Here is a 9,039-nt window from a genome sequence, read left to right as displayed (position 1 = left end):
AGAGACCCCCGTACCCAGTGCCAGGATCGATGTCCGCAACGCCATTGGGGATAGAGCCGCTAAGGCATCGTACAGATTGGGCATGACAATGCCGTAGCCCATCCCAAACAGCACCGCCGCGATGATGATCAAGGGCAGATGGGTCAGCGGCGGAATCGAGAACAGCATGAGCGCCATCGTCATAAACCCAACGCCGACCGCATTGGGAACCCCCCACCGCATCGCCAGACGACTCGATCCCACCGCCGAAATGATGGCGGCTCCGATCGCCCGTGATGCCAGGATCATCCCGTTTTGGGTTGGATCTGCGCCAATCGATGCTTTGAAGTGCAGGGGGGCATACACAATCACGATGTAAAACAGTCCAGAGGCCAGCACCAAGGTGAACAGCATCAACAACACTGCCGGACGCTTCAGGTTTGCTAATAGCAAATCCTTGTCAAACTGGGCAAACTGGCTCGGCTGACTGGTGGTGCCCTTGCGCTTGGGGAGCACGAGAGCGGCGGCGATCGCCACTGGGAAGGCAATCACGTACAGATAGAAGGAATAATGCCAGTTAAACGATCCAATCCATCCCCCCAACAGCGGGAAGAAAATACTGGTGGTGGCGAGGGCACTGGTGGTGTAGCCCAACATGCGCGATCGCTCCTCGCCCTCAAAGAGACTCGCCACATAGCCCACGCTCGCCGCCGCCACTCCGCCACTGGCTGCCCCTAGCAACGCCCGTGTGGTTAGCATGGATTGAAAATCCCACGTCCAAGCGCCCGCCATCCCAAACACGCCATAGCCAATTAGACAGGCAATCAGTACCCGCAGCTTCCCGATCCGATCCGCGAGAATACCCAGGATGGGACTAAAAAGGGCGATCGTCAGCGTATGCATTCCCACTAACAGACCTGCCCAGCGGGGATCAACCTGAAACTCTTCAACAACTTCTGGAAAGACTGGCGTTACCAGGTTTCCCGTCATCGCCGTTAGGGAACCCGCCGCTAGAAGAACCACCAGAGTCGGTATTAAATCGCGACGAGACGAGGATTTAAAGGTCATGGGTCAAGCGTATAAAGGATAAAAAGAAAGCGATCGCTAACCGTTGAAATTTCAGCAGAAATTGGACTAATCTGCAAGCGATGAGGTCATCCTAGGTGGGATATGCCCAAATGATCTCAACATTTAGCCCAGCTAGAGAATTAGCCTAGGGCAATGTCCAACACCATCATGATCACAAACCCGACCACCGCACCCAGGGTACCTTCCTGTGCCAGTCCCTTGTGATCCACTTCAGGAATAATTTCATCGACGATCACAAACAACATGGCTCCTGCGGCAAAGGCCATTCCCCAGGGCAGGAGCGGTGCCGCAATCGAGACCACCCCCGCACCCAAAACGCCGCCGATCGGTTCGACCAACCCTGTCAAGGTTGCCACACCAATGGCAGTGGCGATCGAGTACCCCAGTTCGCGCAGGGATAATGCCACCACTAAGCCTTCAGGAATATTTTGGAGGCCAATGCCCAGCGCCAGCGCCATTCCACTGGCCACATCACCGCTCCCGAAGCCGACCCCCACCGCTAACCCTTCCGGAAAGTTATGGAGCGCAATCGCAATCACAAACAGCCAGATGCGCTTAACGTGCTGGCGATTCAGTGACTCTTTCAACCGCACCTTTGCCAAGCCGTTTCTATGGAAGTTTAAGGGGTTTGATGAGGTTGTGAACACTGGTTAGCAATTCCTGCCAGCCTGCACTAGATTCTTACTTTTCGTACAAAGCTTAAGTATAGTTTCAGTAATTTCATGGTTGCTTTTGGTTGCTTTTGCTGATGTCGGTAGGCCACTGCTGGGCATCTAAAGGCATCAGATATGCGACTTTTTCCCAATGCGATAGGATGCGGCTGGGTATCGAACAAGAAGTCGCATATCTTATAGCCTCAAACCTCTAAATCGCGTGCTGCTTCAACTCCTCCAACGTCACATACTCCAACGCCAGCGCATGGGTCGAGTCCAGCACCACCGGAGGCGCAACCCCCGCATCCAACGCCTCCTTCCAGCGAGACGCACACAAACACCAGCGATCGCCCGGTTTTAGTCCCGGAAAATTAAAGGCAGGCATCGGCGTACTCAAATCATTGCCCTGAGAACGGGTGTACTCCAAAAACTCTGCTGTCATCTGAGCGCAAACCACATGTGCGCCAAAGTCCCCTCCCCCCGTATTGCAGGTTCCATCTCGGTAAAACCCAGTCATCGGCGACGTGCAGCAAATTTCGAGAGGTTGGCCTAAAACATTTCTGGCATCGCTCATCTTACGTTTCCTCCGTGATGCTTTTCTAGTAACTTAACGTTGAGTCTGGCATGACCTATCCAAGGGGTTAAGGCGCGATCGCCTTCCGCACCACATCCGGATCCCGGAATCCAACCGCCACCGCCTTGCCATCCTTCACAAACAGCGGACGCTTCAACAACATCGCATCTTTAGCGAAGGCTATAACCCACTGCTCATCGCTCCAGGTTTGCTTTTCCTCACCAATCGCCCGATAGGACTGACCAGACGTATTTCGCATTGGTTTCGATCCCAACGCTTCTACCCAAGCTTGGATCATCGATTTCGTCGGTAGGTTGTCCTTGGTGTTGACAAACTCATACCCAATCTTGTTTTGATCCAACCAGGTCAGTGCTTTTTTGCAGGTTCCGCAGCTCGGAATTCCATAAACTTGCAGTGCCATACGCCAGAGTTATCCTGTGATATCCGTATCCTGATTGCAGACTGTAAGAGATTTAGCGGCGCGACGCAAGATGGTGAATGCATGACCTAAAAATCAGCAGCATTTAAAAAGGCACGATGGACTGTAAACCCTGTGGCAAAATGAATGGGTTAGATTCCAACCTTAGACCTTATCCGTAATCGCTTCACCAAAGAGCTATGACGAAATTTGTATTTGTAACGGGTGGCGTTGTGTCCAGTATCGGCAAAGGGATTGTTGCCGCTAGCCTAGGACGCCTACTGAAATCCAGAGATTACTCGGTATCCATCCTAAAGCTCGATCCCTACATTAACGTTGATCCGGGCACGATGAGTCCGTTTCAGCATGGGGAAGTCTTTGTGACCGAAGACGGAGCCGAAACCGACCTCGACCTGGGGCACTACGAGCGCTTTACCGACACCTCCATGTCGCGCCTAAACAGTGTCACCACCGGATCGATCTACCAGGCCGTACTCAACAAAGAGCGGCGCGGCGATTACCAGGGTGGCACGGTGCAGGTGATCCCCCACATCACCAATGAAATTAAGGAACGGATCTTGCGGGTGGCGCACAACACCAATCCCGATGTCGTGATCACGGAAATTGGCGGCACGGTGGGAGATATTGAGTCTTTGCCATTTTTGGAAGCGATTCGCCAGTTCCGCAAAGCCGTGGGACGCAAAGATGTGCTGTACATGCACGTTACCCTCCTGCCCTGGATTGCGGCGGCGGGAGAGATGAAAACCAAGCCCACCCAGCACTCGGTTAAGGAACTGCGCTCTATTGGTATCCAGCCCGATATCCTAATCTGTCGGTGCGATCGCGCCCTTCAACCTGGGTTAAAAGATAAGCTTTCCGAATTCTGCGATGTGCCTGTGGAGTGCGTGATTACCTCCCAGGATGCGGGCAGCATTTACGAAGTGCCGCTGGTGTTGGAACAGGAGGGCTTAGCCCACCAAGTTTTAGATTTACTGCACCTGCCCCAACGGGAACCCAACCTCAGCCAGTGGCAAACCCTCGTCGAGCGCATGTATCAACCCGGACGACCATTAGAAATGGCGATCGTTGGGAAATATGTGCGGTTGAACGATGCCTATCTCTCCGTTGTGGAAGCCTTGCGCCATGCGGCGATCGCCAGTGGAGCCAGTCTCAACATCCGCTGGATCAACTCGGAGGACATTATCCCGGAATCAGTTCACACGATCCTGGGCGGCATTGATGGCATTGTTGTCCCTGGTGGTTTTGGCAATCGCGGGATTGAGGGCAAGGTGCTGGCAATCCGCTATGCCCGTGAACAGCGCATTCCCTTCCTGGGGCTGTGTTTGGGAATGCAGTGTTCCGTGATTGAATGGGCGCAAAACGTAGCCCATCTAGACGCGAACAGCGCTGAGTTTGATGAGCATACGCCCAATCCCGTGATCCACCTCCTACCCGAACAGCAAGACGTGGTAGATCTGGGCGGCACGATGCGCCTAGGGCTGTACCCCTGTCGGATTGCCCCCAATTCCCTCGCAGACCGGATGTATCAGCAAGAGGTCGTGTACGAACGGCATCGTCACCGCTATGAGTTCAACAACGCCTATCGCAATCTGTTTATCGAAAGCGGTTATCAAATCAGCGGTACGTCCCCTGATGGTCGCTTGGTGGAAATTGTGGAACTGCCGGATCATCCCTATTTCATTGCAACTCAGTTCCATCCTGAATTCCAGTCTCGCCCTAGTAAGCCCCATCCGCTGTTTTTGGGTGTCGTAGAAGCGGCGATCGCCCAGAAGCATGGCCCAGTGCCGGAGGCTGTTTTGGAGGCGTCGATGTAGGGATGGGGTGAAGAGGTGGAGAGGTCATGGGGTGATGAGGTGATGGAGTTGTGCAATACATCCCAACTCCATTATCAGTCAGGTTAGATCGACTGTTTTTGCAGCACCAATGCCTGATGGGCAAGTTCGAAATCCAGGTTCGTGATTTCGATGGTGGTGGGATCGGTTTGGTCTCCGGCACGGTAGCGACGAATCGCTTCCAGAGCAGCCTGATTGCTGAGTAGCGAGAGATCTGCTCCGTTCCACCCTTCCGTTTGGGCTGCCCAGATTGCCAGATCAACATCCCTGAGCGGACGATCCTGATTGTGAACCGTGAGGATCGCCAACCGTCCATCCTCGTCGGGTAGGTCTACCTTAAGCTGAATGTCGAGGCGTCCAGCTCGGAGCAAGGCGGGATCGAGAGCATCAGGTCGGTTGGTGGCTCCTACCAGGATCACATTTGGGCAGGCGTGCAGTCCGTCCAGTTCGGTTAAGAGTTGACCCACGACGCGATCACTCACCCCCGAATCCCCCACAAACTTACCCCGTGCCGGAGCTAGGGTATCAATTTCATCCACAAACACCACGCAGGGAGCCGCCTGCCGCGCCTTGGTGAACAGTTCGCGGACGGCCTGTTCCGCTGCACCAACCCACCGAGACAGCAATTCAGGGCCGTTCACCGCAATAAAGTTTGCTCGCGCCTGAGACGCCACCGCTTTTGCCAGCAGAGTCTTACCCGTACCTGGAGGCCCCCAGAGGAGGATGCCCTTAGGTGCTTTAGCTTTCGTCTGCTCGTAAAGTTCGGGATAGAGTAACACCCCTTCCACCGATTCCTGGAGCGTTTGTTTCACCGTATCGAGGCCACCGATGTCTGCCCAGTCGATATGGGGCGATTCCACCTCCACCGATCGCAATACCGCTGGCTTGACTTCTTTGATGGCCTGGAGAAAGTCAGAGTGGGCGATCGTGAGATTATCGGGGATCGGGGCAGATAGGGACGACACCTGCCGCCGCAGAGCGCTGTAGGCCGCTTTTTGACAGATGGCTTTCAGATCGGCACCCACTAACCCCACACAGAGATCGGCGATCGCCCCCAAGTCCACATCCTCTAAGGGCATATCGCGGGTTAGGATAGTCAAAATCTCTAGGCGACCATCCCGATCGGGCACACGGAAGTGAACTTCGCGGTCAAACCGTCCCGGACGCCGCAGGGCGGGATCGAGGTGGTCGGGTCGGTTGGTGGCTGCCAGCACAATCACGCCATTCGTCTTGGCAAAGCCATCCATCAAACTCAAAAGCTGGGCAACTAAGCGTTTCTCCACCTCCCCTTCTACTTTCGAGCGATCGGGGGCAAGGCTGTCAATCTCGTCAATAAACACCAGACAGGGAGCCGACTTGCTGGCCTTTTCAAAAATGCTGCGGAGGCGCGATTCAGCTTCCCCGTAGTATTTGCCCATCACTTCAGGGCCAACGATCGCAATATAGTTTGCGCCCAGCTCATCGGCTAGGGCACGGGCAGTCAGGGTTTTCCCCGTTCCCAGTGGGCCAATCAGCAGCACGCCTCTGGGTGGTTCTAAACCTAATTTTTTTAGCAAATCGGGACGTTTCAGCGGAATTTCCACCAGTTCCCGCAACTCCCGCAGCACGTCCGCCAATCCACCTACGTCTTTCAGAGATACATTATCTAACGACCCGCTGCTCTCATCCGAGTCGTCGCCCGAACCTGCCGGAGGGGGGGGAATGATCACATTGTCCGGCTCAGAACGGTTCGGCGACGGTTCAGTTTTGGGACTATTCGTCCGAATCCAGCTGGTGCCAATGTCGGGGCGACTGCGGGGAATGCTGCTCAGGGGACTGGTATTGATCTGGACATTGGTTTTCAGTTCCCCACTTTCGGCCTTTTCTTCCAGTAGCTTGGCAAGTTCCAGCAGTTGTTCAAAACCTTTGAATAAATCACTCATGAGTTGTGCTCCGGCAAACGGATAAATGCGTCTCAGAATTAGCGATAGTGCCCCGTGCGCTTGGGTGGTTTGGGATCATGACCGATGTTCAAAATCGGGGTGGCGAAGTGGCGATCGCCCCATAGGTCATTCATCCAAGCGTTCTCCCATTCTTCAGGATTCCCGCCGCAGATCGTAACGTAACGCGACCCTGCAAAAGTTCACAACTTACCGGAGCAACCCAATCAGGCAACGGAGTGAGTAAGATGAAGACTGATGATTTTAATTAGGGTAGCTGGCACCTTCACCTCTCCCTCTGAGTCAAGCTACTCGTATGCGTTGATTGTGTGAGTTGAGTCCATGTCACCGATGAAAAACTATTTAAAACCTTTCGTCACGATGAGTTTGGCGATCGCCCTTGGAGTGTTGTCCAATCCTGCATTTGCGGCCGATCCCTTCCGCAGCAGCAATCCCCGTAACATTGATGACCAAACGGAAGCCGTATTCCGCGCCATGTTCCAAGAGGGGGATTACGTTAAAGCTCAGGAATTGCTGGATCAGGGAACGGCGACCGACCCCATGGCCTACGCGATGCAGAGTGCCCTCGCCTTTACGGATGAAGACTATGATCGTTTGGAGGAAAACGCCAACCTCACCCTATCCTCCGCCGAAGCGCTCTTGGATTCCGATCCTCTGCGGGGCAATCTTTACATGGCGGTGGGCAACTTCCTGCAAGGTGCCCACGCACTGCTAGAGGAAGGCACTGTACGGGGTACACCCACAGCCCTGCAAAAGTTGCAGCAGGTGTTTAGCTATATGAACGCCGCTGAAAAGGTCAATGCTGCCGATCCAGAATTGAATCTGATCAAAGGCTACATGGACTTAATGCTGGCGGTGAACCTGCCGTTTGCCGATCCCAATCAGGCCATTGAACGATTTGAGTCCTACGCCGCGCCGGAGTATCTGTCGGAACGGGGCATTGCGATCGCCTACCGCGACCTGGATGAACAGGACCAAGCGATGGATGCCGTTGATCGGGCGATCGCCGCTGCGCCAAATAACCCGGAGTTGCTGTACTTAAAAGCTCAGATCCTAGTCCAGCAGGAAAAGGATCAAGAAAGCCTAACCTTCTTTGATCAAGCCCTCGCACGGCAAAGCCAACTTCCCGATAACTCCGTAGAGCAGATTGCCTGGGAGCGCTGCCGTGCCCAGGGACGAGCCGAGAATAAGGAGCGTAACTGTAGCCGCGAAGTCGATCAGTGGATGGACGAAAATCGCTAGGATTTGCCGCAATCGGTTCATTCAACCCTTAAAAAGCCGCGCAATGCGCGGCTTTTATTTTTTCTAAGCACTCTCCTCTCTAGAACAGAGCAGGTACAGGCTGGGTCTGGGGTGCAGGCTCGGCAGGCTGCATGGGGGTAATCGTAGTGGAGGGAGAGAGCTGAGGTTCGTAGGGAGCCGGGGTTGCCGGAATGTTGATAGGTGGCTGCAGATAAACAAAGTCAGGTAAATATTCCACCGGGCGATCGTCTGCGGCGATGCAGATATCCATCGCAGGCAGTGGCTCAATGGAGGCTATCTCACTATCCAGACCCGTCACACAGTCAGCAAAGGCCAAAGGCAGCAAACTCCGACGGCAGTAGTCCAGAGCGGCATCCCCAAGATTGCTGCCAATGCGATCAATATCAACGACGCACACGGCTAAATTTTCAGGACGGCGATCGCGCTTACAGCCTGCCAGAGCCGCTTCTGCCGTTACGGTTGTTTCCCGATCAATGCGAACTACGCAGTTCGATAGCTCATTGGGATGCAGGGCAGAAGCACAGGCTTCAGCGATCGCTTCATCCGTGAGTTCCAGGCCATCTAGATCTGCCGCGCACCGTTTATATTCGTTGGTGTTGATCCACCAGAAGTTGGCTTCAGCCTCTGTCGCTGGCAACCCGACGTACAGCGCTCCTGTGGTTAAGGCTACAGAGGCGATCGCCGCTAGGGCACGTCGGGGCGATGGTCGGGATGGACAATTCTTGATTTGAGGTTTCGATCTAAGCATCTGCAAAAAGCCTGACCTAGGGGATTCTTCTTCGCAACGTAAAGTCTGGGTTGATTCTGCCACAAACTTCTTCGTTTTCCAATCCTTAACGGACGTACGCATCTGAAGAATGATGTACAAAGGCGGTTTTTAGCCCTACTCGTGGCGATTGACTTCTTGCTGGAGCCACGGATCAACAGGCTGGCCATCCCGTCGCTGCAATTCAATTTCGATAATTTTGACGGCATCAGACCCCGGTTCTGCTGGACGTTCGTGAAACAGAATCTCGTAGTTGTTGGGATCTTCTTTACGCTCTCGCAGCCAATCTTGCACCTTGGTTAAGGCAAAGAAAGACTGGCCTTCCTCAAACATGCGGTTAATTTGCATGTGCAGGGTATAAGGTTCAAACTTGGGCATGATGATTCTCCATGTGGGTCAGTAGCGAGTGGGTAACACGAACACGGCTAAGTCAGGTGCCGACGGAGTGACATCCTCCCGACGCTCACCCTATCGGGTAGAGCGCGGGCTTCCCCAGATCGCTCT

General features: G+C 54.1%; 9 protein-coding genes. 2 read left to right on the top strand and 7 right to left on the bottom strand.

What is annotated here, in order from left to right; translation table 11 throughout:
- The 4 genes from IGR76_04120 to IGR76_04105 form a co-directional block, all read right to left on the bottom strand.
- The coding region (locus IGR76_04120) for an MFS transporter (protein ID MBF2077711.1) at positions 1 to 1,047 on the bottom strand (1,047 nt) is incomplete at its 3' end.
- 140 nt (positions 1,048 to 1,187) lie between these two features.
- Positions 1,188 to 1,715 (bottom strand): ZIP family metal transporter, encoded by a 528-nt coding sequence (locus IGR76_04115; protein ID MBF2077710.1) that lies wholly within the window; start codon positions 1,713 to 1,715, stop codon positions 1,188 to 1,190.
- 217 nt (positions 1,716 to 1,932) lie between these two features.
- Positions 1,933 to 2,295 (bottom strand): DUF2237 domain-containing protein, encoded by a 363-nt coding sequence (locus tag IGR76_04110; GenBank protein ID MBF2077709.1) that lies wholly within the window; start codon positions 2,293 to 2,295, stop codon positions 1,933 to 1,935.
- Between the two features lie 67 nt (positions 2,296 to 2,362).
- Entirely contained in the window at positions 2,363 to 2,716 is a 354-nt protein-coding gene (locus IGR76_04105; protein ID MBF2077708.1) for a Spx/MgsR family RNA polymerase-binding regulatory protein, read from the bottom strand.
- 197 nt (positions 2,717 to 2,913) lie between these two features.
- Between IGR76_04105 and IGR76_04100 the strand changes: the two genes are divergently transcribed.
- Entirely contained in the window at positions 2,914 to 4,548 is a 1,635-nt protein-coding gene (locus IGR76_04100; GenBank protein ID MBF2077707.1) for a CTP synthase, read from the top strand.
- 83 nt (positions 4,549 to 4,631) lie between these two features.
- Here the strand turns inward: IGR76_04100 and IGR76_04095 are convergent, their stop codons facing one another.
- A complete protein-coding gene (locus IGR76_04095) occupies positions 4,632 to 6,488 on the bottom strand; it encodes an AAA family ATPase (protein ID MBF2077706.1) in 1,857 nt (618 codons plus the stop codon).
- A 348-nt stretch (positions 6,489 to 6,836) separates the two neighbouring features.
- Here IGR76_04095 and IGR76_04090 point away from each other — a divergent pair, with 348 nt between their 5' ends.
- Positions 6,837 to 7,748: a hypothetical protein gene (locus IGR76_04090; GenBank protein MBF2077705.1), complete on the top strand. Its 912-nt coding sequence runs from the start codon at positions 6,837 to 6,839 to the stop codon at positions 7,746 to 7,748.
- 79 nt (positions 7,749 to 7,827) lie between these two features.
- On the opposite strand, the gene IGR76_04085 is transcribed toward IGR76_04090, so the two are convergent.
- Both IGR76_04085 and IGR76_04080 read right to left on the bottom strand, forming a co-directional pair.
- Positions 7,828 to 8,517: a hypothetical protein gene (locus IGR76_04085; GenBank protein ID MBF2077704.1), complete on the bottom strand. Its 690-nt coding sequence runs from the start codon at positions 8,515 to 8,517 to the stop codon at positions 7,828 to 7,830.
- A 135-nt stretch (positions 8,518 to 8,652) separates the two neighbouring features.
- On the bottom strand, positions 8,653 to 8,913 hold the full coding sequence (locus IGR76_04080) for a hypothetical protein (protein ID MBF2077703.1): 261 nt from the start codon (positions 8,911 to 8,913) through the stop codon (positions 8,653 to 8,655).
- Positions 8,914 to 9,039 lie beyond the last annotated feature (126 nt).

It is taken from the genome of Synechococcales cyanobacterium T60_A2020_003, assembly GCA_015272205.1.
In the GTDB taxonomy this organism is placed as follows: domain Bacteria; phylum Cyanobacteriota; class Cyanobacteriia; order RECH01; family RECH01; genus JACYMB01.
Note: the sequence above shows the minus strand (reverse complement) of the source record. Positions and strands in the feature narration are given on the sequence as shown.

Bases quoted from the DNA above. Each gene is read 5' to 3' on its own strand.
- IGR76_04105 (MBF2077708.1), bottom strand. From the start codon at position 2,716: ATGGCACTGCAAGTTTATGGAATTCCGAGCTGCGGAACCTGCAAAAAA.
- IGR76_04090 (MBF2077705.1), top strand. From the start codon at position 6,837: ATGAAAAACTATTTAAAACCTTTCGTCACGATGAGTTTGGCGATCGCC.
- IGR76_04110 (MBF2077709.1), bottom strand. From the start codon at position 2,295: ATGAGCGATGCCAGAAATGTTTTAGGCCAACCTCTCGAAATTTGCTGC.
- IGR76_04080 (MBF2077703.1), bottom strand. From the start codon at position 8,913: ATGCCCAAGTTTGAACCTTATACCCTGCACATGCAAATTAACCGCATG.
- IGR76_04095 (MBF2077706.1), bottom strand. From the start codon at position 6,488: ATGAGTGATTTATTCAAAGGTTTTGAACAACTGCTGGAACTTGCCAAG.
- IGR76_04100 (MBF2077707.1), top strand. From the start codon at position 2,914: ATGACGAAATTTGTATTTGTAACGGGTGGCGTTGTGTCCAGTATCGGC.
- IGR76_04085 (MBF2077704.1), bottom strand. From the start codon at position 8,517: ATGCTTAGATCGAAACCTCAAATCAAGAATTGTCCATCCCGACCATCG.